19 protein-coding genes are annotated in these 21,829 nt (G+C 63.0%); 13 read left to right on the top strand and 6 right to left on the bottom strand.

What is annotated here, in order from left to right:
* Position 1 precedes the first annotated feature (1 nt).
* On the bottom strand, positions 2–1,009 hold the full coding sequence (locus tag A7A09_RS14725) for an AAA family ATPase (RefSeq protein WP_106692108.1): 1,008 nt from the start codon (positions 1,007–1,009) through the stop codon (positions 2–4).
* A gap of 64 nt (positions 1,010–1,073) precedes the next feature.
* Between A7A09_RS14725 and A7A09_RS14720 the strand changes: the two genes are divergently transcribed.
* Both A7A09_RS14720 and A7A09_RS14715 read left to right on the top strand, forming a co-directional pair.
* On the top strand, positions 1,074–1,622 hold the full coding sequence (locus A7A09_RS14720; RefSeq protein WP_106692107.1) for a DUF1285 domain-containing protein: 549 nt from the start codon (positions 1,074–1,076) through the stop codon (positions 1,620–1,622).
* 6 nt (positions 1,623–1,628) lie between these two features.
* Positions 1,629–2,384 carry a hydroxypyruvate isomerase family protein gene (locus A7A09_RS14715; protein WP_106692106.1) on the top strand — a complete coding sequence of 252 codons (756 nt, stop codon included), beginning with the start codon at positions 1,629–1,631 and terminating at the stop codon, positions 2,382–2,384.
* A 444-nt stretch (positions 2,385–2,828) separates the two neighbouring features.
* On the opposite strand, the gene A7A09_RS20580 is transcribed toward A7A09_RS14715, so the two are convergent.
* Positions 2,829–3,482, bottom strand: a complete 654-nt coding sequence (locus tag A7A09_RS20580; RefSeq protein ID WP_148043691.1) for a hypothetical protein — start codon at positions 3,480–3,482, stop codon at positions 2,829–2,831.
* 238 nt (positions 3,483–3,720) lie between these two features.
* On the opposite strand from A7A09_RS20580, the gene A7A09_RS14705 reads away from it, so the two are divergent.
* The 4 genes from A7A09_RS14705 to metK all read left to right on the top strand — a co-directional run bounded on the left by A7A09_RS14705 (position 3,721) and on the right by metK (position 8,764).
* Positions 3,721–3,960, top strand: coding sequence for a PA2433 domain-containing protein (locus A7A09_RS14705; protein ID WP_106692104.1), 240 nt, complete (start codon positions 3,721–3,723; stop codon positions 3,958–3,960).
* A 261-nt stretch (positions 3,961–4,221) separates the two neighbouring features.
* Complete coding sequence (gene typA / locus A7A09_RS14700; protein ID WP_106692103.1) at positions 4,222–6,042, top strand: translational GTPase TypA; 1,821 nt, start codon at positions 4,222–4,224, stop codon at positions 6,040–6,042.
* 133 nt (positions 6,043–6,175) lie between these two features.
* The gene (gene ahcY, locus A7A09_RS14695; RefSeq protein ID WP_106692102.1) at positions 6,176–7,582 is read left to right on the top strand and encodes an adenosylhomocysteinase; all 1,407 of its coding nucleotides are present in this window, start codon (positions 6,176–6,178) and stop codon (positions 7,580–7,582) included.
* A gap of 3 nt (positions 7,583–7,585) precedes the next feature.
* Complete coding sequence (gene metK, locus A7A09_RS14690; protein ID WP_106692101.1) at positions 7,586–8,764, top strand: methionine adenosyltransferase; 1,179 nt, start codon at positions 7,586–7,588, stop codon at positions 8,762–8,764.
* 113 nt (positions 8,765–8,877) lie between these two features.
* Here the strand turns inward: metK and A7A09_RS14685 are convergent, their stop codons facing one another.
* Positions 8,878–9,342, bottom strand: coding sequence for a type II toxin-antitoxin system RatA family toxin (locus A7A09_RS14685; protein WP_106692100.1), 465 nt, complete (start codon positions 9,340–9,342; stop codon positions 8,878–8,880).
* A 69-nt stretch (positions 9,343–9,411) separates the two neighbouring features.
* Here A7A09_RS14685 and A7A09_RS14680 point away from each other — a divergent pair, with 69 nt between their 5' ends.
* Positions 9,412–9,597 carry a hypothetical protein gene (locus A7A09_RS14680; protein ID WP_106692099.1) on the top strand — a complete coding sequence of 62 codons (186 nt, stop codon included), beginning with the start codon at positions 9,412–9,414 and terminating at the stop codon, positions 9,595–9,597.
* Positions 9,598–9,618: 21 nt separating this feature from the next.
* Here the strand turns inward: A7A09_RS14680 and ypfJ are convergent, their stop codons facing one another.
* Positions 9,619–10,470: a KPN_02809 family neutral zinc metallopeptidase gene (ypfJ, locus tag A7A09_RS14675; protein ID WP_106692098.1), complete on the bottom strand. Its 852-nt coding sequence runs from the start codon at positions 10,468–10,470 to the stop codon at positions 9,619–9,621.
* A gap of 121 nt (positions 10,471–10,591) precedes the next feature.
* Here ypfJ and A7A09_RS14670 point away from each other — a divergent pair, with 121 nt between their 5' ends.
* The 4 genes from A7A09_RS14670 to A7A09_RS14655 all read left to right on the top strand — a co-directional run bounded on the left by A7A09_RS14670 (position 10,592) and on the right by A7A09_RS14655 (position 15,706).
* Positions 10,592–11,170 carry a YqaA family protein gene (locus A7A09_RS14670; protein ID WP_106692097.1) on the top strand — a complete coding sequence of 193 codons (579 nt, stop codon included), beginning with the start codon at positions 10,592–10,594 and terminating at the stop codon, positions 11,168–11,170.
* On the top strand, positions 11,167–11,634 hold the full coding sequence (locus A7A09_RS14665; RefSeq protein ID WP_106692096.1) for a disulfide bond formation protein B: 468 nt from the start codon (positions 11,167–11,169) through the stop codon (positions 11,632–11,634). Before A7A09_RS14670 ends, A7A09_RS14665 begins: the two co-directional genes overlap by 4 nt.
* 214 nt (positions 11,635–11,848) lie before the next feature.
* On the top strand, positions 11,849–14,545 hold the full coding sequence (gyrA, locus tag A7A09_RS14660; protein ID WP_106692211.1) for a DNA gyrase subunit A: 2,697 nt from the start codon (positions 11,849–11,851) through the stop codon (positions 14,543–14,545).
* A 63-nt stretch (positions 14,546–14,608) separates the two neighbouring features.
* Complete coding sequence (locus A7A09_RS14655; protein WP_245999378.1) at positions 14,609–15,706, top strand: AI-2E family transporter; 1,098 nt, start codon at positions 14,609–14,611, stop codon at positions 15,704–15,706.
* A 108-nt stretch (positions 15,707–15,814) separates the two neighbouring features.
* Here A7A09_RS14655 and A7A09_RS14650 read toward each other — a convergent pair whose 3' ends face one another.
* Complete coding sequence (locus A7A09_RS14650) at positions 15,815–16,243, bottom strand: MerR family transcriptional regulator (RefSeq protein WP_106692095.1); 429 nt, start codon at positions 16,241–16,243, stop codon at positions 15,815–15,817.
* Between the two features lie 205 nt (positions 16,244–16,448).
* Between A7A09_RS14650 and A7A09_RS14645 the strand changes: the two genes are divergently transcribed.
* Both A7A09_RS14645 and A7A09_RS14640 read left to right on the top strand, forming a co-directional pair.
* The gene (locus A7A09_RS14645) at positions 16,449–18,692 is read left to right on the top strand and encodes a heavy metal translocating P-type ATPase (protein ID WP_245999377.1); all 2,244 of its coding nucleotides are present in this window, start codon (positions 16,449–16,451) and stop codon (positions 18,690–18,692) included.
* A 374-nt stretch (positions 18,693–19,066) separates the two neighbouring features.
* Positions 19,067–20,218: a Hint domain-containing protein gene (locus A7A09_RS14640; protein WP_245999376.1), complete on the top strand. Its 1,152-nt coding sequence runs from the start codon at positions 19,067–19,069 to the stop codon at positions 20,216–20,218.
* Between the two features lie 108 nt (positions 20,219–20,326).
* On the opposite strand, the gene A7A09_RS14635 is transcribed toward A7A09_RS14640, so the two are convergent.
* Positions 20,327–21,814 carry an MORN repeat-containing protein gene (locus A7A09_RS14635; protein WP_106692207.1) on the bottom strand — a complete coding sequence of 496 codons (1,488 nt, stop codon included), beginning with the start codon at positions 21,812–21,814 and terminating at the stop codon, positions 20,327–20,329.
* Between the last annotated feature and the right edge of the window lie 15 nt (positions 21,815–21,829).

The raw sequence follows: 21,829 nt of genomic DNA, 5'->3' as shown, positions 1-21,829 counted from the left end.
CTCATGCCGCCTGACTGGAATTCAGCCGCTGCCCGACAAGCCGGTCGATCACACCATCGACGCTCTCGCCCCGGGCACGGGCCGCGAAGGACAGCGCCATGCGGTGGCGCAGCACCGGTGGAGCCATCGCCTCGACATCCTCCAACGTAGGGGCGAAACGGCCATTCAGCACCGCCCGCGCCCGCGTCACCAGCATCAGCGCCTGCGCCGCGCGTGGCCCCGCCCCCCAGATAAGCGTATCCGCGATGCCGCCTTCCGCTTCCGGTGCACCGGGACGGCTGGCGCGGACCAGATCGAGAATCGCCTCGACCACGGCCTCGCCCACCGGCATCTGCCGTATCAGCCGCTGCGCCGCGATCAGCCCCTCGGCGTCGAAGGCCGCATGCGCGGTGCCTTCATCGGTTCCCGTCGTGGCCAGCAGGATGTCGCGTTCGGTGTCACGGTCGGGATAATCCACGTCGATCTGCAACAGGAACCGGTCAAGCTGCGCCTCGGGCAGCGGATAGGTTCCCTCCTGCTCGATCGGGTTCTGGGTCGCCAGCACGTGGAACGGCCGCCCGAGCGGGCGATGCTGACCGCTGACCGTCACCTCGCGCTCCTGCATCGCCTGCAACAGCGCCGATTGCGTGCGGGGCGAGGCGCGGTTGATCTCGTCGGCCATCAGAAGCTGGGTGAAGACCGGGCCCTCGATGAAACGGAAGGCCCGGCTGCCATCGGTGAGCACGTCCAGCACTTCCGAGCCCAGGATATCGGCGGGCATCAGGTCAGGCGTGAACTGCACCCGCTGGTTGTCCAGCCCCAGCACCGTGGCCAGCGTGTCCACCAGCATCGTCTTGCCCAGCCCCGGCTGGCCGACCAGAAGCGCGTGGCCGCCCGACAGGATCGCCGCCAGAACCTGCTCGACCACCGCGTGCTGACCGACGAAGCGCCGCTCGATACTGCTGCGTGCCTCGGCAAGGCGCTGCCCGAGCGCCTCGACCTCCTGCACCAGAATTTCATCCGAAGTCATGACAATGCCCTTCTGCTGCTCTAGACCGGAGCATAGGGAAGTCATCAAGGGGCGACCATATCGAATGCCGGATCAGTCTGACAATAATGTGAGCGCCGAGGGAATTGCCGCCGCAGCCAGCAAGGCGGCCCGAAAAGGCGGATTGCCGCCAGTGCATCTGTGGAACCCGCCATTCTGCGGCGATCTGGACATGGAGATCCGCGCCGACGGAACCTGGTTCTACGAGGGCACACCGATCGGGCGGCCGGCGATGGTGCGGCTGTTCTCGACCGTGCTGAAGCGCGAGGATGACAGGTTCTTCCTTGTCACGCCGGTCGAAAAGGTGGGGATTCGCGTCGAGGATGCCCCTTTCATCGCCATCGATGCCGATATCGCTTCGGACCGGATCACCTTCACCACCAATGTCGGTGACGAGGTAACCGCCGATGCCGATCATCCGATCATCATCCGGGGCGACAAGGCCGAACCGCGGCCCTATGTCCATATCCGTGCGGGACTCGAGGCGCTGATCGATCGCAAGACCTTCTACCGGCTGGCCGCTGCCGCCGAGGATGGGCCGGACGGGCGTGCGGGCATCCGCTCGGACGGGCAGTTCTTCGCACTCGAGATCTGACGCCCGATGCCGCGTTTCGCCGCCAATCTCACCATGCTTTTCACCGAGATCCCCATGGAGGAACGCTTCGCCGCTGCCGCCGGGGCGGGCTTTGCGGGGGTCGAGATCCTGTTCCCCTATGACATTCCCGCCGCCACGCTGTCGCGCAAGGCCGTCGCGGCGGGTCTGGAGATCGTGCTGATCAATACCCCACCCCCGAACTGGGCGGGCGGACCACGGGGATTCGCCGCGGTGCCGGGGCTCGAAGAGCGCTTTCGCTACGATTTCGACCGGGCCTTGCGCTTCGCCCGGTCACTGCGGTCGCGGCATATCCATGTCATGGCCGGCACCACCGGGGATGCCGCCGCACGCGCCATATTCATCCGCAACCTGGCCTGGGCCGCCAAGCGCGCGCCGCATGCCAGCCTGACCATCGAGGTCATCAATCCGACCGACAAGCCCGGCTATTTCCTGGCGGATTTCGAACTGGCGGCGGAAATCATCGCAGAGCTCGGCGCACCGAATCTGGGGTTGCAATTCGACGCCTATCACGCCCAAGCCATCACCGGCGACGCGATCGGGGCCTGGCGTGAATATGCCCCGATCATCAGGCATATCCAGATCGCGGGCTATCCCGGCCGCCACGAGCCCACCGGCGGCGAGATCGACTATCCGGCATTCTTCGCGGCGCTGGACGCCTCGGGATATCGCGGTTGGGTCAGCGCGGAATACAATCCCGAGCACCTGACCGAGAACGGGCTGGACTGGCTGCCCGGCGGCTAGACCGCGCGGCGGAACCGGATCGTCTTCCACCGGTTATCCTCTGGAGAACACGGCGAAAGCGGTTATTCACATATGGCAACAGAAGGAATCGAGCCATGAATTCCATCATCTATATCATCGGCCTCGTGGTCGTGGTGCTGTTCATCCTGTCCTTTCTCGGGCTGCGCTGACCCGAGGCGGCGAGGCATCCGTAGGCACTGCTCGGAGGGCAGCGCGCAATGGCCGCGAATGCCGGTCATGTGCAACGCTCGCCGCGAGGCCTGACCGGCATTTGCCGAGGCAACCCATCGCACGAAGCGTACACAAGACGTGAAACCGGCGTTGCGCCCGAGGCGGGAATGTCACGAGCGTGGGGACGGGGCGGGTGGTATCCGGTTGTGTTGGGGATGTCGGCTATGCGGACGAAGCTGTCGACTTTACCCCTTAGCTGTAGCGGCCAATCTTTTACGGACAGTTATTGCTGGCTTCGGCGGTGACGGAGTCGTCCGTCGGGGGACCCGCCATAAAATGCACTTCCAATGACCAATCAGCAGAAGCAAGTCTAGGGGAGGGGATCAGTAGACTGATCGAGGATTTTCGATTACATTCCAGAAGCATACGGGTATCATCATCTTCAGTACCTAAAAGTGGGACGATATTTGGATCGTGCTCGAATTCGTAGGCTAGCTCGCTTAACTGCTGTCTAATGGTCTCGTCTGGCAAGGGACGGATGTCGTCCCAGATATTGCCGACGTTAATTTCACCGCCAATCCAGGAGAATGCGCCAGTCGATGTATCGATAGACCTAATCCGGCATATCTTGTTCGCATAAGGAAGAGTTTCAGATATTGTTTCTTCAAAACTAGTATAGATGTATAATGGATATGAAGAGTTTAAGTAGAATGAATCCAATCGGTTCTGGGTCTCGAAGTTCTCAAGAATTGGTTTCCAAGGTTCGGGGAGCAAATTTTCTCCATCGATGTCAGCAGCCCACTGACGACAATCCGACAACGCGTTCGACAGTGCTTTCTCCGCTGGTTGGGCGGTCAGGAAGTGGGCGGGCAAAACGCTAAAGAGAGCGACGAATGTAGTCAGCATTCGAAAATTATGGAAGCTCATAGCCGCTGATCCTGTCCCGTTTTGTTACATCCAACTTGAACGATGTGGTGGGGCAAGGCAATAACCGCAAAGGACTCAAACCAGCCACCCTCCCGATCAACTGGCCCACTCCCACCTGACCGGCAATGACGCGGAAAGTGGCCGTTATCGAGACATCGCCCGTTGCACTGTCTCGATAACGGACTCCTGTGCTATAGTTTCGCCACTGTCCCACAACGTGAGAAAAGGAGACAACGCCATGAAACGCCTGAGCCTCGCCCTGGCCTTCGCCGCTTTCGCCGCCAGTCCCGCCCTCGCCTTCCAATGCCCGGCGGATATGAGCCAGATCGACGCCGCGCTGGAAACCGCCTCGCTCTCGGAAGCCGATCTCGCGAAGGTGCAGGAACTGCGCGACCTCGGAGAGGCCGAGCATGATGCCGGCAACCACCAGGCCGCGGTCGATGCACTGGCCGAAGCGAAGGAAATCCTCGGTCTCTGAACGATACCTGCTGACGAGCGGGGAACGGCATCCGGCGACAGATCGAGGAAGGTAGCCAGTCCCTCTGCCCAGGGGCTGGTCAGCCGTATCGCGCCCGGGGGCATCGCATGTCCCGGTTCCGGGTCGCGATCTGGTGCCGGATCGCCGCGTAACGGCCCGAACCGGCCCGAACCGGCCCGCCTTCCCCTCTCCGGATCACTTTCGGCTGGCTTTTCCTCCGCCGCTCGGCTAGGGCAGCGGCGCAAACCGGAAGGCTACCCAATGGATACCCGCAATATCGCCATCATCGCCCATGTCGACCACGGCAAGACCACGCTGGTCGACCAGTTGCTGAAGCAATCGGGGTCCTTCCGAGAGAACCAGGCCGTGGCCGAGCGCGCCATGGACAGCAACGATATCGAGCGCGAGCGCGGCATCACCATTCTCGCCAAGGCCACCTCGGTGGAATGGAAGGGCACGCGGATCAATATCGTCGACACACCGGGCCACGCCGATTTCGGCGGCGAGGTGGAGCGCATCCTGTCGATGGTCGATGGCGTCTGCCTGCTGGTCGATGCCGCCGAGGGCCCGATGCCGCAGACGAAATTCGTCACGTCCAAGGCGCTGGCGCTCGGGCTGCGTCCCATCGTGGTGCTGAACAAGGTCGACAAGCCCGCCGCCGAGCCCGACGACGCGCTGAACGATGTCTTCGACCTCTTCGCCAATCTGGGCGCCAGCGACGAGCAGCTCGATTTCCCGCATCTCTACGCCTCGGGCATCGGGGGCTGGGCGGACGAGTCGCTGGACGGGCCGCGCCAGGACATGACCGCGCTGTTCGACATGATCCTGCGTCATGTCGAGGCGCCGAAACAGGTCGGACGGGCAGATGAGCCATTCCGGATGCTGGCGACGACTCTTGGCGCCGACCCCTTCCTTGGCCGGTTGCTGACCGGGCGGGTCGAATCTGGCCGCGCGAAGGCGGGCGATACGCTGAAGGCGCTGAGCCGCGATGGCCAGCGCATCGAGCAGTTCCGGATTTCCAAGGTCCTGGCCTTCCGCGGGCTGACGCAACAGCCCATCGAAGAAGCCGTGGCGGGCGATATCGTCACGCTGGCGGGCATGGCGCGTGCAACCGTCGCGGATACGCTCTGTGCCCCCGAGGTCGAGACCGCCCTGCCCTCGCAGCCCATCGATCCGCCCACGATCAGCGTCACCTTCGGCATCAATGACAGCCCGCTGGCCGGGCGTGACGGCAAGAAGGTGCAATCGCGCGTGATCCGCGAACGGCTCATGAAAGAGGCCGAATCCAATGTCGCCATCCGCGTCGAGGACACGCCGGGCGGCGAGGCTTTCGTCGTCTCGGGCCGGGGCGAATTGCAGATGGGCGTGCTGATCGAGAACATGCGCCGCGAGGGGTTCGAACTGTCGATCAGCCGCCCCCGGGTGATCTTCCGCGAAGAGGACGGCCAGCGGCTGGAACCGGTCGAGGAAGTCATCATCGATGTCGATGACGACTATACCGGCGCGGTGATCGAGAAGCTGACCGGCGACCGCAAGGGCGAAATGGTCGACATGCGCCCGGCAGGCCATGGCAAGACCCGGATCGTCGCCCATGTGCCCTCGCGCGGGCTGATCGGCTATCACGGCGAATTCATGACCGATACGCGTGGAAACGGCGTGCTGAACCGGATTTTCCACGGCTGGACCCCCTACAAGGGCTCGATCCAGGGCCGCCGCCAGGGCGTGCTGATCTCGATGGAGGACGGGGTTTCCGTCGCCTATGCGCTGTGGAACCTGGAAGAGCGCGGCAAGATGTTCATCGGCGCGCAGGAGCAGGTCTACCAGGGCATGATCATCGGCGAGCATTCGCGCGACAACGACCTTGAGGTGAACCCGCTCAAGGGCAAGAAGCTGACCAATGTTCGGGCCTCGGGCACGGATGACGCGGTGCGGCTCACCCCGCCCCTGCGGCTGTCGCTGGAAGAGGCCATCGCCTATATCAATGACGACGAGTTGGTCGAGGTGACGCCCAAGAGCATCCGGCTGCGCAAGCGCTGGCTCGATCCGCATGAGCGCAAGCGGCAGGCGCGCAGCGACGGATGAACGGGCAGCCGCTTTCGCGCATTGCGGCTTTTCGCGACGAATGTATCAACTTGTAGCCAAAGCGGCATTCCGCTCGGGCTTGTGATGCGCTATGCCGCTTGCAACCCATGCATGACGAGAAGGCAGGATTCCCGTGACCGATCACATCATCAAGGACATCTCTCTGGCTGATTACGGCCGCAAGGAACTGGACATCGCCGAAACCGAGATGCCGGGGCTGATGGCCCTGCGGGCGGAATATGGCGAGGCGAAGCCGCTGAAGGGTGCACGGATCGCGGGTTCGCTGCACATGACCGTGCAGACCGCCGTGCTGATCGAGACGCTGACCGCGCTTGGCGCCGAGGTAAGGTGGGCGTCCTGCAATATTTATTCGACGCAGGATCACGCCGCGGCGGCGATTGCCGCGACCGGCGTGCCGGTCTTTGCCATCAAGGGCGAAACGCTGGAGGAATACTGGTCCTATACCGACCGGATCTTCCAGTTCTCCGCCAGTGATGAGGATGGGGGCACGGCGAACATGATCCTGGACGATGGCGGGGATGCGACGCTCTACATCCTGCTGGGCGCGCGGGTAGAGGCGGGCGAAACCGACCTGATCGCCACCCCGACCAGCGAAGAGGAAGAGGCGCTGTTTGCCCAGATCCGGAAGCGGCTGGTGGAAAGCCCCGGCTGGTTCACCGCTCAGCGCGATGCGATCAAGGGCGTCAGCGAGGAAACCACGACCGGCGTGCATCGCCTCTATGACCTGCACAAGAAGGGCCTGCTGCCCTTCCCGGCGATCAACGTCAATGACAGCGTCACCAAGTCGAAATTCGACAACAAGTATGGCTGCAAGGAAAGCCTTGTCGACGGCATCCGCCGCGCCACCGACGTGATGATGGCGGGCAAGGTGGCGGTCGTCTGCGGTTATGGCGATGTCGGCAAGGGCTCGGCGGCCTCGCTGGCCGGCGCCGGTGCACGGGTGAAGGTGACCGAGGTCGATCCGATCTGCGCATTGCAGGCGGCGATGGACGGGTTCGAGGTGGTGACGCTGGAGGATGTGGCAGGTAGCGCCGATATCTTCATCACCACCACCGGCAACCGCGACGTGATCCGCATCGAGCATATGCGCGAGATGAAGGACATGGCCATCGTCGGCAATATCGGCCATTTCGACAACGAGATTCAGGTCGCCAATCTCAAGAACCACAAATGGACCAATATCAAGGACCAGGTGGACATGATCGAGATGCCCTCGGGCAACCGGATCATCCTGCTGTCGCAGGGGCGGCTGCTGAACCTGGGTAATGCGACCGGGCATCCCTCCTTCGTGATGTCGGCCAGCTTCACCAACCAGGTGCTGGCGCAGATCGAATTGTGGAGCGAGGGCGGCGACTATAAGCCCGGCGTCTATATCCTGCCCAAGCATCTGGATGAAAAGGTCGCAAGGCTGCATCTGGACAAGATCGGGGCAAAGCTGACACAACTGTCCCGCGAGCAGGCCGAATATATCGGCGTCACCCCCGAAGGTCCCTTCAAATCAGATCATTACCGGTATTGAAACATGAGTGAATATTCTCTGTTCACCTCGGAATCCGTTTCCGAGGGCCATCCCGACAAGATCGCCGACCAGATCTCGGACGCCATCCTCGACGCCATCATGGCCGAGGACCCGCGCGCCCGCGTCGCCTGCGAGACGATGGTGAAAACCGGCGTCGCGATCATCTCGGGCGAGATCACCACCAGCGCATGGGTGGATCTGGAATCGATCGTGCGCGAGGTCATCAACGATATCGGCTATGACTCCTCGGATGTCGGTTTCGACGGCGCGACATGCTCGGTCATCAATATCATCGGCAAGCAATCGCCCGAGATCAACCAGGGCGTCGACCGCGAAAAGCTCGAGGAGCAGGGCGCGGGCGACCAGGGGCTGATGTTCGGCTATGCCTCGGACGAGACCGACGTGCTGATGCCCGCCCCGATCACCTATGCGCATCGTCTGGTCGAGCGGCAGTCCAAGGTTCGCCGCAATGGCATCCTGCCATGGCTGCGCCCGGATGCGAAATCGCAGGTAACGCTGCGCTACGATGCGGATGGGCGCCCCGAGGGCATCGACGCGGTCGTGTTGTCGACGCAGCATAACCCCGATATCGGGCTTGCCGATCTGCGCGAGGCGGTGATCGAGGAAATCATCAGGCCGGTCCTGCCCGCCGAATGGCTGTCGAAAGAGACGAAATATTTCATCAACCCGACCGGGAAATTCGTGATCGGCGGGCCGGTGGGCGATTGCGGGTTGACCGGACGCAAGATCATCGTTGACAGCTATGGCGGCATGGCCCGTCATGGCGGCGGGGCCTTTTCCGGCAAGGATCCGTCCAAGGTGGATCGCTCGGCGGCCTATGCGGGACGATGGGTCGCCAAGAATATCGTGGCGGCGGGGCTGGCCAGGCGCTGTGAATTGCAGGTGAGCTATGCCATCGGCGAGGCGCAGCCGACCTCGATCTCGCTGAACACCTTCGGCACCGAGACCGTTCCGCATGACAGGATCGTTGCCGCCGTGCGCGACGTGTTCGACCTGCGCCCCTTCGCGATCATCCGCGACCTGGACCTGCTGCATCCGATCTATCGCCCGACTTCCAGTTACGGGCATTTCGGACGCGATCCCTACACGCTGAACGGCGCAATTGCCTTCAGTTGGGAAAAGACCGACCGGGCCGAGGCACTGAAGGCGGCGGTCAGCTGATTCTGCCGCGTGGCGCGGGGCCTTTCCGGGGCCCTGCCCCGCCACCGTTCCGGCGACTCCCCGGGATGTTTGCATGAAGAAGAAGGGCCGCACATTCGGCGGCGGCCCGGAACTCAGCCGTAAAGCGTGCGGGCGCGGTCTTCGAACGCCTTGACGATTCGGGACATGGCCTCGTGAAAGACAACGCCGATCAGCCGTTGCAGGATGGCGTTGCGGAATTCGAAATCCACGAAGAACTCGACCCGGCTGCCGCCTCCGGGGCGATCCATGAATGTCCAGCCGCTGCGCATATGCTTGAAAGGGCCGTCCAGGTATTCGGTGTCGATCTTCAGGCTCCCGGTGCCGGGATCGGCAGGCCATAACACCACCCTGCTGCCGAACCGTTCACGGAAGACCTTGAAGCTGATGACAAGATCGGCGGCGATTTCCTCTGCCCCGTCGGGGCGGGTCCGGCGCGAGCGGATGCGGGCCGCGCTGTTCCATGGCAGGAATAGCGGATAGCTTTCCACATCGGCCACGAGGTCGAACATCTGGCGGGCGGTATAGGGGAGGTCGCGATTGTCCTGATGATGCGGCAAGGAGAACTCTTGGGTTTCGGCGGATCGGGTTGTTTGCTAGTCCAAGGGCAGTAACAGGATAATTGGGCGATGAACAACCTGGTCTGGCTTCTCCGGGCATCGAAATGGGCGCGCCACCCGCCAACTGCGCGGATGGTCAAGCTGGTCCTGGCCGTTGTCGCCATCGTCATTGCCATCGTCGCACTGGAAAAGCTGGGCTGGTGGCCCGAATGGGCGATGATGGAGCGGGGCCGCGGAGTTCGTCTGCCGCGCTGAAACGGTTCCCTGCCGCCTGCGCTACAGCCCGGCCTCGGCGAATGAGTCGCATTGCGCCATCTGGCCCGAGCGGAACCCCCGCATCAGCCATTCCTGCCGCTGCGCCGCGCTGCCATGGGTGAAGCTGTCAGGCATCGGCGTGCGCCCCGCGTTGGACTGGATCACGTCATCGCCGACGGCTTCGGCGGCCCCCATCGCCTCGGCCAGGTCGCCCTCTTCCAGCGTGCCGAAACGCTCTTGCGCATGGCGCGCCCAGATCCCGGCATAGCAATCGGCCTGCAACTCGGTCAGCACCGACAGCGCATTCGAATCCGCCTGGCTGACGCGGCTGCGCATGGAATTCACCTCCCCCAGGATGCCGGTCAGGTTCTGGACGTGGTGGCCGATCTCATGCGCGATCACGTAGGCGGCGGCGAAATCGCCCCCGGCCCCCATCCGCTGTGCCATCAGGTCGAAGAAATCGGTATCCAGATAGACCTTGCGGTCTCCGGGGCAATAGAACGGGCCCATCGCCGCCGAGGCGCCACCGCATGCGGATTGCACCGCGCCGCTGAACAGCACCAGCGTCGGTTCAACATAGTCCATGCCCGCCTGCTCGGGCAGGGCTGCTCCCCAGACCTCCTCGGTATCGGCCAGAACGACCGAGACGAATTCGCCGTATTGCTGATCGGCCTCGCTGAGCGGGGCGCCCTGCTGCCGCGAAGGCTGCCCCTGGTCCAGCCCCTGGACGAGGGGCGTGATGTCGATGCCGAAGAAATAGCCGACCGCCAGAACCGCCAGCATGCCCACCACACCGACGCCTCCGGCGCGCGTGCGGCGCATGCCACGCCGATCCTCGATATTGCCGCTGCCGCGTCTGCCCCGCCATCTCATAGCTCTGCCTCACCCGGTTTGATCCTGACTCGGGATCATCGCCGCAGCGCAATGCATTCGCAAGTGACTTGACGACCCGATCCCCTGCGGTCAAGTCAGGATCCGGAACGAAGGGGACCGCATGCTGCGCAAGTTATATGACTGGACGATGGGGCTTGCGGCGCATCGGCACGCGATACCCGCCCTGTTCGGGGTCAGTTTCATCGAAAGCTCGGTCTTTCCGATCCCGCCGGATGTGCTGATGATCCCGATGGTGCTGGCGCGCAAGGCACGGGCCTTCGTCATCGCAGCCGTGGCGACGCTCGGTTCGGTGCTGGGCGGCCTGCTGGGATACTGGATCGGCGCGGCGCTGATGGACAGCGCCGGTCAATGGGTATTGACCGCCTATGGCAAGGAAGAGGCCTATCACCAGCTTGCCGCCCGCTTTGCCGAATATGGCGGATGGGCGGTGCTGTTCGCCGCGTTGACGCCCTTTCCCTTCAAGGTCATCACGATCTTTTCAGGCGCCGTGGGTTTCCCTTTGCCGCTATTCGTGCTGACTGCGATCATCGGTCGCGCGGGCCGGTTCTTTGTCGTCGCCGCGCTTCTGTGGCGGTTCGGACCGCCCATCCGCGATTTCATCGAACGGCGGTTGGGACTGGTCTTCACCGTCTTCATGGTCTGCCTCGTCGGAGGCTTTGTCGCACTGAGGTATCTATGAACGCAACTCGGTTGGCTCTTCTCGCCGGAGGCGGATCGGCGGCATTGCTGCTGGCGGCACTGGGGTTCCAGGCGGCGGGCTATGCGCCTTGCGAATTGTGCATCCTGCAACGCTGGCCGCATCTGGCCGCGGTGATCGTCGCCGGATTGATCCTGTTGACAGGGCGGGTCAGGACGCTGGCCCTGCTGGGAATGGCCGTGGCCGGAGTGGCGATGGGGCTGGCCCTCTATCACAGCGGGGTCGAGATGGCCTGGTGGCCCGGCCCCTCGCATTGCTCGGGCGGGATCGGCGATATCGCCAACATGTCGGCCAAGGACCTGATGGCAAAGCTGCAGAAAGCCCCGGTGGTGCGCTGCGACGAGGTCACATGGCGTTTTCTCGGCCTGTCCATGGCAAGCTGGAACGCGGTGTTTTCGGCCTGTCTTGCCGTGGTCTGGGGAATGGCCGCGCGCCGGGCCCGCTGAAAGCCCGGGCAAGCCACGCCAGGCGAGACGACCGCACCAGGTTTATTGGCGAATCCCCGCAAAACCCGGGGTGCGAGATTGCTCCCACCGACCGTGTCCGCTATACCGAAACTCAACAAGATGTTGAGGAATTCACGTGGCCGACACTCCTGAAGACGATCTGCCGGAAACCCCGGAAACAGGCGACGAAAACAGCAGCAGCCCCCGCCAGGTCATGGCGCATGATGGGCCGCTGATCGACATCTCGTCCGAGATGCGGACCTCATATCTCGACTATGCCATGTCGGTCATCGTCAGCCGGGCGATCCCCGATCTGCGCGACGGGCTGAAACCGGTTCACCGCCGCATCCTTTATGCGATGAACGAGACCGGCAACAGCCATGACAAGCCCTATCGCAAATCGGCCCGGCCGATCGGCGACGTGATGGGTAAATACCACCCGCATGGCGACAGCGCGATCTATGACGCCTTGGTTCGGATGGCACAGAGTTTCTCGATGTCGCTGCCACTGCTGGACGGACAGGGCAATTTTGGCTCGATGGATGGCGATCCCCCGGCGGCGATGCGTTACACCGAAGTGCGCATGGACAAGCCGGCCAATTACCTGCTGATGGATATAGACAAGGACACGGTCGATTTCCAGGACAATTACGACGGCAAGGATCGTGAACCGACGGTTCTGCCCGCGCGTTTCCCGAACATGCTGGTCAATGGTGCGGGCGGTATCGCCGTCGGCATGGCCACCAATATCCCGCCGCATAACCTGGGCGAGATCGTGGATGCGACATTGGCACTGATCGAGAATCCCGACCTGCCGACCGAACGCATCCTCGAGATCGTTCCCGGCCCGGATTTCCCGACCGGCGCCCTGATCCTGGGCCGCTCGGGCGCGCGCAAGGCCTATCTGGAGGGGCGCGGCAGCGTCATCATCCGCGCCAAGACCCATATCGAGGAACCGCGCAAGGATCGTTATGCCATCGTGCTGGATGAGATCCCCTATCAGGTGAACAAATCCAACCTGATCGAACGCATCGCCGATCTGGCCAAGGAAAAGCGGATCGAGGGGATCTCCAACGTCCAGGACGAATCCGACCGTTCCGGCGTGCGCGTGGTGATCGAGCTGAAACGGGACGCGACCCCCGATGTGGTTCTGAACCAGCTGTTCCGCTTTACCCCCATGCAGACCCATTTCGGCTGCAATATGCTGGCCCTGAACGGCGGCCGTCCCGAGCAGCTTACGCTACGGGATTTCCTGACTTATTTCATTGCCTTCCGCGAAGAAGTTGTCGCACGGCGCACGGCCTATGAACTGCGCAAGGCGCGCGAGCGCAGCCATATCCTTTGCGGGCTGGCCGTGGCGGTCAGCAATGTCGATGAGGTGGTGGCGACGATCCGTTCCTCGGCCGATGCGGCAGAGGCGCGCGCGCGGCTGATGGAGCGGCGCTGGCCCGCCCATGACATCGCCGAATACCTGCGGCTGATCGACGACCCGCTGCATCCCATCAACGAGGACGGGACCTACAACCTGTCGGAGACGCAGGCCCGCGCCATCCTGGACCTGCGGCTGCAGCGGTTGACGCAGATCGGCGTCAAGGAAGTCACCGACGAGTTGCAGGAACTGGCCGATTCGATCCGCGAATACCTGGCGATCCTCGCCTCGCGCGAACGGATCCTCGGCATCATCAGCGACGAGCTGCGCGAGGTGAAGGAGCTCTTCGCCGTGCCGCGCCGCACCGAGATCACCGAATGGTCCGGCGACATGCTGGACGAGGACTTGATCGAGCGCGAGGACATGGTCGTCACCATCACCTCGGGCGGCTATATCAAGCGTACCGCGCTGGCCGAGTTCCGGGCGCAGCGCCGCGGCGGCAAGGGTCTGTCGGGGATGGCGACCAAGGAAGACGACGTGGTGACCACGCTGTTTGTCGCCAATACCCACACGGAACTGCTGTTCTTCACCACCGACGGCATGGTCTACCGGCTCAAGACCTGGCGCCTGCCGCTTGGCGGACGGACCGCCAAGGGCAAGGCGATCGTCAATATCCTTCCCATCGATCCGGGCGTTTCCATCGCCGCGCTGATGCCGGTGGATGCGCCGGAAAGCGAATGGGACAGGTACCAGGTCGTCTTTGCCACCTCGCAGGGGGATGTGCGCCGCAACGCCCTGTCGGATTTCGCCAATGTCCGCTCGAACGGCAAGATCGCGATGAAACTGCCAGAAGGCGTCAGCCTTGTCGCCGCGCGCATGGCGACCGAAGAGGACGACGTGATGATGGTCACCTCCGGGGGCCGGGCGATCCGCTTTTCCACCACGGCGGTGCGGGTCTTCAAGGGCCGCGATTCGACCGGGGTGCGCGGCATCAGGCTGGCCAAGGGCGACAGTGTCGTCAGCATGTCGGTGATCCGGCATTTCGAGGCCGATCCGGCCGAACGCGCCGCCTATCTCAAGATGCGCCGCGCCGTGGCCGGAGCGCTGGATGACGGGGCCGAGGCCGATGAGGACGAGGACACCGTCGAGGAAGGCAGCATCACGCAGGAACGCTATGCCGAGATGTCGGCGGCCGAGGACCTGATCCTGACCATCACCGCCAAGGGCGCGGGCAAGATCAGTTCTTCGCACGATTATTCGGTGCGCGGGCGCGGCGGCCAGGGCGTCATGGCGATGGACAAGGCGATGCGCGGCGGCCCGCTGGTCGCCAGTTTCCCGGTCGAGCCGGATGACCAGATCATGCTGGCGACCTCGACCGGCCAGTCGATCCGGGTGCCGGTCGAGGGGATCAGCTTCCGTTCGCGCTCGGCAGGCGGTGTGCGGGTCTTCAACACCGCGAGTGGCGAGGTGGTCGTGTCGGTCGCCCGTGTCGCCGAGCAAGGCGATGCCGAATCCGAAGACAGCGGCGAGGCTGAAGAATAGGAACCCGGCGGGACCACGAATCCGCCGGAGACGGTTTGATGTCATAAATAACGAGGAAACGGGGTGGATCATTCTAGCGAGCGCGTATTGCGGGAACGGCTCCAGACGGGGTTCCTGGGCATCATCGCATTCGGGCTGATCCTGTTCATGTTGGTGCAGGCACGTTTCATCCTGATCTCATTGGCCATCGCCATCATCCTGTTCTCGCTGACCACCGATGCGATCTTTGCCATTTGCTCGCGCCTGAAGGTGCCCAACTGGATGGGCACGATGCTTGCGCTGATCGGCATCGTGCTGGGGGTTCTCTGGGTCTCGACCACGGTCGTTGCCCAGATAAACCAGGTCGTCCAGACCGCTGTCGTCTATGTCGAACAGGCGCAGGCCGCCCTGCCGACGCTGACGCAATGGCTGGGCCCGGATGTGCAGGACCGCCTGCTGACCGCGATCTCGAATTTCAATATCACCGGCTGGATCCGATCGCTTGCCGGTCAGGCGACCGGCGTCCTGCAGGGCAGCGTCCTGGTGATCCTGTTCGTCGGCTTCATGTTTGCCGAGCAGGTCTGGTTCCCCGTCAAGGTCGAACGCCTGACCGGCGACCCGCAGAAGGCGTTGCAGGTCCGGCGGATCATTTCCTCGATCATGCACAGGGTGAACCGCTACCTGGTGGTCAAGACGGCGGTCAGCACCGTGACGGCGGTGGCCGTCTGGCTGATCTTCACGCTGGCAGAGGTCGGCCTTGCCGGGCCGATCGCGTTGCTGACCTTCGTGCTGAACTTCATCCCCTCGGTCGGCTCGATCATCGCCACGGCCATCGCGGCGGTGCTGGCCTTCGTTCTCAGTGGCGATACCACCGTGACGATGATCATCGCCGCGGCCTGCACCCTGGTGCAATTCACCATCGGTAATGTGCTGGACCCGATGCTGCTTGGCCAGACATTGCGGCTGTCGAGCTTCGGGATCATCCTCAGCCTTGCCTTCTGGGGCGCGGTCTGGGGAATTCCCGGCATGTTCCTGGCGGTCCCGATCATGGTCGCACTGATGATCGTCTGTGCGCATATCCCGTGGCTGCGCCCGGTTGCGGTGCTGCTGTCACGCGAAGGACTGCCCGATGACGGCAGCAGCGACGATGACAAGACCGCCCCCCCTACACTTGTGGCCTGATCGCTTTCTTGCTCCGGGCGGCGGGTAAGCGCATTGCAAGATCACCTGACCTGCATGCGTCCGTTGCCTTTGGATCGAACGCCGACAGCTACCTGTCATCCCGGGTTGTCACGCCGGGGTGCCGTCATGATCGGCAAGGCATTCGCCATGATCGCGCAACACTTCGAGCACCCGGCAATCCGCCACCGAACCACCGGCACAATCGGCAATCATGCGCCTCAGTTCGGTCCGTAGCGCTTCCAGGCGGACAATACGGGCCTCGACCTGCTTTAGCTGCTTTTTCGCGATGGAATCGACATGGGCGCAGGAATGGTCGGGCGTGTCGGACAGATCGAGAAGCTCCCGGATGGCATCGAGGGCAAATCCCAATTGCCGCGCATGACGAATAAAGGCGAGCCGGTCGAGATCCGCGTCATTGTAGCGGCGCTGCCCGCCCTCGGTTCGGCCCGGCACCGGCATCAGGTCGATCTGTTCATAATAACGGATCGTCTGCACATTGGTCCCGGTGCGTTTCGCGAGGGTTCCGATCGTCAGCATGGCGCCTCCTGATGCTACAGCCCTTGTAGCTTTCCAGCCGGATTCCCGCAACCAACCGACGGTGAGACCCTGCCGGCGGCCCGGGGTCACGGGAACGTGTGGCATTCCCGGAAAGCGGCGAATTTTTCCGGTTACCCTCTTGAAGCTATAGTCGCTGTAGCTCCTATCTTCCTTGCGATCGGAAACGAATCGGCGGAATCACGATATGGAAAATGACGGCACGATCATCGAGGAATGGCGCGTAACGGGCATGGATTGCGGCTCTTGCGCCGCCAAGATCCGTGCTGCGCTCGAACGCTTGCCTGGCGTGTCAGAGGTGGATGTGGCCCTGATGGCCGAACGCCTGCGCCTGCGCCGCGACGGCTCCCGCATATCGCGGGATGAGGTCGAGAAAGCCGTACGAGGGCTGGGCTTCGGGCTTTCGCCGAAAGGCGCTTTCGAACCTGAAACTTCCCCGCGTGGCTTTGTCCTGCCGGTCGATGCCTATCCCGGCAATGCGCATATCCCGCCGCAGAAGGCCCCCGGACAAAGGCAGGACCCCGCATGGTATCGGACCCGCAAGGGCCGGATGCTGATTGGCACCGGCCTGCTTCTGGCCGCGGCATGGCTGGTGGAACTGACTGTCGGCGGACTGGCGGCGCAATGGGCATTCACCCTTGCCACGCTGATCGGCCTTGCCCCGATCACGAAACGGGCGGTGATCCTGGCACGGGCAGGGATGCCATTCACCATCGAAATGCTCATGAGCATCGCCGCGCTCGGTGCGCTTGCGATCGATGCGGCGGGCGAGGCGGCACTGGTTGTCTTTCTCTTCGCCATGGGCGAGATGCTGGAAAGCCTCGCCGCCGACAAGGCCCGGAACGGCATTCGCGCGCTCTCCGGGCTGGTGCCGAGATCCGCCCGCCTCGTGACCGGCAACCGCATCCGCGAGGTGCCCGCCGCCACGCTCTCTGTCGGCCAGGTCGTGCAGGTCCGCCCCGGCGACCGCGTGCCCGCCGATGGCACGGTGGTCGCAGGCACATCCGGTGTCGATGAAAGCCCTGTCACCGGGGAAAGCGTGCCGCGCCTGAAAGAGCCCGGAGCCGAGGTTTTCGCCGGGTCGGTGAATGGCGAGGCCGAATTGCGGCTGCGCGTCACGCGTGCCGCCGAGGACAACACCATCGCCCGGATCATCCGCCTGGTGGAAGAGGCCGAGACGGCCCGGCCCCCCACGGAGCGCTTCATCACCCGCTTCAGCCGCTGGTATATGCCCGCCGTGGTCGGCGTGGCGGTGCTGGTCGCCATCCTGCCGCCCCTGATTGCCGGTGCGGATTGGGAGATCTGGATCTACCGCGCACTCGCATTGCTGCTGATCGGCTGCCCCTGCGCATTGGTGATCTCGGTCCCGGCCTCCATCGCTTCGGCGCTTTCAGCCGGGGCGCGGCAGGGATTGCTGATAAAAGGCGGCGCGGTGATCGAGGCGGCGGCAAGGACCAGCATCGTGGCCTTCGACAAGACCGGCACCCTGACAGAAGGGCGGCCGCGAGTGACCGATATACTGCCCGTTTCCGGCACGGCAGAGGATCTGTTGCGCATGGCTGCGGCGGTCGAGACCGGGGCGAGCCATCCGCTTGGCCAGGCCATCCTTGCCCGCGCCGAGGAGGCCGGGTTGAACTGGCCCGAAAGCACCCATGCCGGCGCGATTCCCGGCAAGGGCGCTTTCGCCATGATGGAAGGGACGCGTTGGACCGTCGGCGCCCCGCGTCTTGCCGCCGAATCGGGCGTGCTGACCGGTGAGAGCGCCGCACGGACCGAAAAGTTCGAGGCAGAGGGCAAGACAGTGGTCGCAGTCTTCTCCCCGGATCGCCTTCTGGGCCTGCTGGCGCTGCGGGACGAGCCGCGCGAGGACGCGGCGCAGGCCGTGGCCGCCCTGGATGATTTGGGCGTCGCCGCAATCATGCTGACCGGCGACAACGCCCTGACCGGGGCCGCCATCGCCGGACAGATCGGCATCGATCACCGCGCGGAGCTCTTGCCCGAGGACAAGGTGGCCGTGCTGCGCGGCCTCACCGATCGGCACCGGGTGATGATGATCGGCGACGGCATAAACGACGCACCCGCCCTGGCCACCGCGCATGTCGGCATCGCCATGGGTTCGGGCACCGATGTGGCTCTTGAAACCGCGGATGGCGCGCTGCTGCGCAACCGGCTGATGGATGTGGTCGCGCAGCTTCGCCTCGCCCGCGCGACCATGACCAATATCCGGCAGAATCTCGCCATAGCGCTTGGTCTCAAGGCGGTGTTCCTCGTCACGACCGTGCTGGGCGTCACCGGCCTCTGGATTGCGATTCTCGCGGATACCGGGGCCACCGTGCTCGTGACCCTGAACGCGCTTCGCCTTTTGGGTTATGGCCCGGTGCGGATACCCCGCGCCCCGGAAAGGCGGCTGAGCGTGCAACCGGGGGAATGATTTCCATGCTTGAAGGGGCTGTCCGTGGATTCCATCGGTGCAGGGACGCAACGCGCCGCGACAGTTCCCTCTCTTTCGGCACTGGAAGCGGCGGATCCAGCCTGACACCGACGAGACCGGCCTCCGCCTGTTTCCGAAAACCGGTGAGGGACCTGTTCTCGCCGATTCGAGGTGAGGTGAGGAGCTTGGCAGCGATCGAAATTGGGAACGGGGCGCTGCACTCGAAATAATCTCCGGAACTGTTCCGAATCCGGAACAGTTCTTCCGACTTTCAGGTCATAGCGGTGTGGCCCAGCACGACAACTCGTGCTTCATTAACCATGTTATGAAATAGTTCGACCCTCCGCTTGGATAGAGGGTGTTACTGAGTTATCGTGGAGTTTTTCGAAGTGGCTACTATTACTGGTTACTATAGTTTTTATGTTATCGATCCTGCATATGTGGATTTTCAAACCGATGGGTATTATGGATCGCAGCCTTATGGTAGTGTCCGGATCACCGATTTCTCCAAGTTTCAGGAAGTAAGAATCGAAGACGTCAGCGATGCAAGTGGGGATAATTTTGCCCATCTTGATGCTTACGGCTACAATAGTAATCTGTACTATTCAGAATATGACCAGGTATTATATGAATCCTTTGACGGTATTCCTGCAGGGTCGGATATTTATCTGGAGGAACTCTGGTATATGCAAGACAGTGTCGGACATCCTCTAGATACCAATCCAACCGGCGGAGAGTTTGTCAAACTGTCAATTGGCGGCAGAACCTACTATACCTTTAATAATGTGTATGACTGGGAGGTTTCATCATATGAAGATGCTGGTGTGTGGCAGAATGAAGATACCGAATTCCCCCCTGCATATACTGGCTTGTGGGACGCAAGCAGTTTCACCCCCACTCCCGATCCCATCCCCTGCTTCACCTCCGGCACCCTGATCGAAACCAACCAAGGCAACAAACCCGTCGAGGAACTCCAGCCCGGGGACATGATCGCCACCCTCGATGACGGCTATCAGCCCATCCGCTGGATCGGCTCGACCAGACGCGATGCCGTCGATCTGGCCCATAACCCGAAGCTGCGCCCGATCCGTATCCCTGCGGGTGCGCTCGGGAACGGCTTGCCCAAGCGGGATCTGATGGTCAGCCGTCAGCACCGGGTCCTGGTCCGCTCGAAGATCGCGCAGCGCATGTTCGGCGCCGAGGAAATCCTGATCCCCGCCAGCAAGCTGGTCGGGATGAACGGGAGCGAGATCGCCGGGGATGTCGAGGATGTGACCTATTTCCACATCTTGTTCGACAAGCACCAGGTGATCTTTTCCGAGGACGCGCCGACCGAAAGCCTGTTCACCGGCCCGGTCGCGCTGCAAAGCGTGCCGCCCGAGGCAAGGAAAGAGATCGAGACGCTCTTTCCGCAGATCACCGAGCCGGATTTCATGGCCGAGTCTGCACGGTTGATCCCTGCGAAAGGTTCCGAAGTCAAGAAACTCGTCGCGCGGCATTTGAAACACGCAAAGCCCATGCTGTGATCCCTCGCCACGGATCGGGGCGGCGGAAAATGCCGACATTGACAGGGGCGGGATGCAAATCCCGCCCCTTCGTACAGGCGTCGTCAGAATGAGCGCATCTGCTCGGGATTACCCACCCTCGGCCGGAGCCTCCTCGGGCAGGCTCGGTGCCTCGGCCTCGCCGTCATTCTGCGCGCCCTCTTCGGCGGGCGCTTCGGAATCGGCATCGATCAGACGATCTTCCTGCCATTCACCCGAGGCCACCTTTCCCGTCGCATAGCGCATCAGGCCCTGACCCTGCCGCTTGCCTGCCACGAAATGCCCTTCGTAGCGGTCGCCATTGACATAGGTGGCAACGCCCTTGCCGTCGATCTCACCCTCTTTCCAGCCGCCCTCGTAGACGAAGCCGTCGGGTGTGGTCAGCTTGCCCTGCCCTTCGCGCAACCCGTTGACGAAACTGCCGGTGTAAACCGTGCCATCGGGATAGGTCGCCTGTCCTTCGCCATGGCGCTGTCCGTCCCGCCATGCGCCGGTATAGACATAGCCATCGGGATAGGACATCCGGCCCTGCCCGTGATTCCGGGCATTCCTGAAACCGCCTTCATAGACCATGCCATTGGCATAGCTGGCCTTTCCGTCTCCCTCGATCACGCCTTCCAGCCACTGGCCCTCATAGGTCGAGCCGTCCGGATAGGTGATCTTGCCGGTTCCGTCCGGGCGATCCTCCTTCATCTGGCCCCCGTAGACCGAACCGTCGGGATAGGTGATCTCTCCCCTGCCCTCCATCCGGCCCTCGACCCATTGCCCCGCATAAACATATCCGTCGGTGCCGGTGAATGTCCCCTGCCCGTGCCGACGGTCATTCACGAACTGGCCGTCATAGACCTCGCCATTCACATAGGTCGCGATCCCCCGCCCTTCGCGCTTGCCCTGCCGCATCTCGCCTTCGTAACGGTCACCCGAGGGCTGCACGAGAACGCCGCTGCCCGACATCTGGCCGGCCGCCCAAATGCCGTCATAGGTCATTCCGTCGGGCATGCTGAGCTTGCCCTTGCCCGCCGGCTGACCGGCCAGCATCCCGCCTTCATAGACGGCACCGTCGGGATAGGTGATCTTGCCCGTCCCTTCCTTGATATTGGCGTTCCACTCACCCTCGTAGCGATAGCCATTGGGTCGGGTCATCACGCCCTTGCCCTGGTGCAGCCCCTTGACGAACTGCCCCTTGTAGACGCTTCCATCGGCGTAATGCGCCTCGCCTTCGCCGGTAATCTCACCGGCGATCCAGTCGCCCTCATAGGTGCTGCCGTCGGTATAGGTGATCTTGCCCTTGCCGTCCGGCTTGCCCTTGGCGAAATGCCCGGCATAGACCGAGCCGTTGGGAAACACGGCCTCGCCCTGTCCCAGGATCTCGCCATCGACCCAATCGCCCTCGTATTTGTAGCCATTGGGCAGCGTGTAACTGCCCTGCCCATGCTGGCGGCCATTGCGGAACGTGCCCTCATAGACGCCGCCGTCGTCATATTGCTTGGTAATGACCTGCGCATCCGCCGCAACCGCCGCCATCGCCAGCATCAACGCGAATGCGCCCGCTTTCGTCGCTGTCCGTTTCGCCGCCATCATCGCCCTTGCCCC

The sequence above is a fragment of the Paracoccus methylarcula genome (assembly GCF_003007735.2).
Taxonomy (GTDB): domain Bacteria; phylum Pseudomonadota; class Alphaproteobacteria; order Rhodobacterales; family Rhodobacteraceae; genus Paracoccus; species Paracoccus methylarcula.
The sequence above is the reverse complement of the archived record's forward strand: the minus strand, read 5'-3'. Positions and strand labels throughout refer to the sequence as shown.

Bases quoted from the DNA above. Each gene is read 5' to 3' on its own strand.
- A7A09_RS14725 (WP_106692108.1), bottom strand. From the start codon at position 1,009: ATGACTTCGGATGAAATTCTGGTGCAGGAGGTCGAGGCGCTCGGGCAG.
- A7A09_RS14720 (WP_106692107.1), top strand. From the start codon at position 1,074: ATGCCGGATCAGTCTGACAATAATGTGAGCGCCGAGGGAATTGCCGCC.
- A7A09_RS14715 (WP_106692106.1), top strand. From the start codon at position 1,629: ATGCCGCGTTTCGCCGCCAATCTCACCATGCTTTTCACCGAGATCCCC.
- A7A09_RS20580 (WP_148043691.1), bottom strand. From the start codon at position 3,482: ATGAGCTTCCATAATTTTCGAATGCTGACTACATTCGTCGCTCTCTTT.
- A7A09_RS14705 (WP_106692104.1), top strand. From the start codon at position 3,721: ATGAAACGCCTGAGCCTCGCCCTGGCCTTCGCCGCTTTCGCCGCCAGT.
- typA (WP_106692103.1), top strand. From the start codon at position 4,222: ATGGATACCCGCAATATCGCCATCATCGCCCATGTCGACCACGGCAAG.
- metK (WP_106692101.1), top strand. From the start codon at position 7,586: ATGAGTGAATATTCTCTGTTCACCTCGGAATCCGTTTCCGAGGGCCAT.
- A7A09_RS14680 (WP_106692099.1), top strand. From the start codon at position 9,412: ATGAACAACCTGGTCTGGCTTCTCCGGGCATCGAAATGGGCGCGCCAC.
- ypfJ (WP_106692098.1), bottom strand. From the start codon at position 10,470: ATGAGATGGCGGGGCAGACGCGGCAGCGGCAATATCGAGGATCGGCGT.
- A7A09_RS14670 (WP_106692097.1), top strand. From the start codon at position 10,592: ATGCTGCGCAAGTTATATGACTGGACGATGGGGCTTGCGGCGCATCGG.
- A7A09_RS14665 (WP_106692096.1), top strand. From the start codon at position 11,167: ATGAACGCAACTCGGTTGGCTCTTCTCGCCGGAGGCGGATCGGCGGCA.
- gyrA (WP_106692211.1), top strand. From the start codon at position 11,849: ATGGCGCATGATGGGCCGCTGATCGACATCTCGTCCGAGATGCGGACC.
- A7A09_RS14650 (WP_106692095.1), bottom strand. From the start codon at position 16,243: ATGCTGACGATCGGAACCCTCGCGAAACGCACCGGGACCAATGTGCAG.
- A7A09_RS14645 (WP_245999377.1), top strand. From the start codon at position 16,449: ATGGAAAATGACGGCACGATCATCGAGGAATGGCGCGTAACGGGCATG.
- A7A09_RS14635 (WP_106692207.1), bottom strand. From the start codon at position 21,814: ATGGCGGCGAAACGGACAGCGACGAAAGCGGGCGCATTCGCGTTGATG.